This window comes from Rhodococcus sp. (in: high G+C Gram-positive bacteria), assembly GCF_049286785.1.
GTDB lineage: Bacteria > Actinomycetota > Actinomycetes > Mycobacteriales > Mycobacteriaceae > Rhodococcus_F.
In genome coordinates, this window is sequence record NZ_JBAQEO010000286.1 from 1 (window position 1) to 2,234 (window position 2,234).

At 61.4% G+C, this 2,234-nt stretch carries 2 protein-coding genes and 1 pseudogene; all 3 read left to right on the top strand.

Annotated elements, in window-relative coordinates; translation table 11 throughout:
* The coding region (locus WAW17_RS11320) for an acyl-CoA dehydrogenase family protein (protein WP_422333075.1) at positions 1-601 on the top strand (601 nt) is incomplete at its 5' end.
* Positions 602-876: 275 nt separating this feature from the next.
* On the top strand, positions 877-1,071 hold the full coding sequence (locus tag WAW17_RS11325) for a ferredoxin (protein WP_422333076.1): 195 nt from the start codon (positions 877-879) through the stop codon (positions 1,069-1,071).
* Between the two features lie 271 nt (positions 1,072-1,342).
* Positions 1,343-2,096: pseudogene (locus WAW17_RS11330) on the top strand (IS1380 family transposase); the annotation flags it as partial.
* Positions 2,097-2,234: the final 138 nt, after the last annotated feature.

Sequence of the window (2,234 nt, forward strand, 5' to 3'; positions counted from 1 at the left end):
GGTCGTCGAACGAGACATGCCGGGCTTCTCTCGCGGCCGCAAACTGCACAAGGTCGGTCTCGCCGGCCAGGACACCGCCGAGCTGTCCTTCGACCAAGTGCGAGTTCCGGGCACCAACCTCCTCGGAACCGAAGGCCACGGATTCTTTCACCTCATGGAACACCTTCCGCTCGAACGGATATCCATCGCGGTAGCCGCGGCCGCGGCCGCCCGTGCAGCATACGACTGGACCACGAAATACACCTTCGAGCGCAGGGCATTCGGCAAGCCCATCGGCGATCTGCAGAACACCCGCTTCGTGCTCGCCGAGATGCTCACCGAGATCGAGGTCACCCGCTCACACATCGACCGGTGCGTGCTCGCACTCAACGCCGGGGAGCTGACCGCTGTCGATGCAGCCAAGGCGAAGTGGTGGGCCAGCGAGCTACAGAAACGCGTCATCGACCGCTGCGTGCAGCTCCACGGTGGATACGGGTACATGATGGAATACCCCATCGGCCGCGCCTACGTCGACAGTCGTGTGCTCACCATCTACGGAGGTACCACCGAGATCATGAAAGAAATTATCGGCAGAGACATCGCCGCAGAATTCACCCGCTGAGAGGGTTCCTTATGGATACTGCCTCGATCGGGCCGGTGACGCAAAATGCCGACGTTCCACTTGTTGCCGCACGAAGCCTCGCGACCAAAATCACCCACAATAACCCGGTCGCGATCAGAGCAGCAGGATTAGCCAATATTGCAGGTGCGGTCCCGCCCGGGCGGAAAGTGGCGGCAGAACAGGAGGTGATCAGGACTCATCGGAAGCACCAGCCAAGTACAGGCACTTCGCGCTAACTTGCCCCGAAGAAACCGAGACTCAAAGGACGAAATCTTATGAAGGTCACAGTGAACTACAAACACTGCGAAGGACACGCTGTTTGCGCCGGGTTGGCGCCTGCGGTGTTCCAGATCGGTGATGATGATGAACAAGTCCGTGTCATCGATAGCAATCCGAGGGACGAACTACACGACGACGTGGAGCTCGCAGCCCGAACCTGTCCTACCCAGGCGATCTCATTGAACGGCTGAGTATCTCGGTACACGCAGACGATGGCAGCCAGGATTCCAATACGTGACGGCTGCAGGGGCAGCCGATTCATCACGTCTGCCGAACCCGCTGCGGAACAGCTACGAGCGATGGCTGGGGCTGTGCTGGTATGTCCGTGCAGAAGGTACCTCAGTTCGAGGTACGGTCACGGCCTGGCGTGACCTCAGCTCGGGCAGCGGGACCTCGAAATGCCACTGAACCAGCGATTCCGACGGGATTCCTTGCGGTACCGAAGCACACGGCCTGGGCCGACGCGACGACGTCCTCGCACTCGCCGATCGCGTCCCGATCTCGCCGAGCCCAGCCAACCGGGCGTTCATCGACATCGACTCCCTGCTGCGCCGGTCAGTGGGCACGCCAAAACAAGGCGCATCCTATGGGCGCGCGAAAATGGCAGGCAAGCAGATCCTTCGTAATGCCTCTCACCGCTGGCCACCGCGATCAGCACCGCCGGATCCGCACGGTCATCGCGGGAATGCGGCTACGCGCCGGCAGAGCCGGCTCTTGTCAAGGTGCCGTCTCGGCGCATGCCTTCGTGCCGGTGTCGAATTCTCGGTGGTGATGACCGAGAACACTGCTGTCCAGCACGCCATCGATTCGGGTGCCGATAACGCCCGGACGCCCGTTCAGTACCCCGGAGCGGTCCGCGACCCGGACACCGGTAAGTGGATCCAATGAAGAGGTAGCCCAAACCGCCTATACCGCTTCCTCTTCCACAAAGACACAATTACCGCTCGGATGACCGTGCGCCGGGGTAAAGACGCCCGACACCTCGATGCACTGTTTCCGGTCTGGCGACATCACCGTTCTTCACCAACACCACACTGCCGACGGCCGCCGTCGATGCCACCCACCGCGTGGCACGCAATTATCGACACCGCGCGCGGCGATCGCCCACAATCTTCTCCACGCCGCGGGTGTCCTCGCTGGCATTGGTCATTGCCGCGCTGTCTTACCCACTATCCAGACCGGGATTGCCCTCCGTGATACGTCGGTGCCATCGAGGGCATGGAACTTCTTCGAGGGAAGCCGTTGGCGAGCAATCGAATGGGCATGAGAGTCCCTCCCGTCCCGTGTACCGGCACGAGACGCGTGTCGTATCAGAGGTCTTCAGGTCGATGGAACGATTCCGCTACCTAGGTGC

Bases quoted from the DNA above. Each gene is read 5' to 3' on its own strand.
- WAW17_RS11325 (WP_422333076.1), top strand. From the start codon at position 877: ATGAAGGTCACAGTGAACTACAAACACTGCGAAGGACACGCTGTTTGC.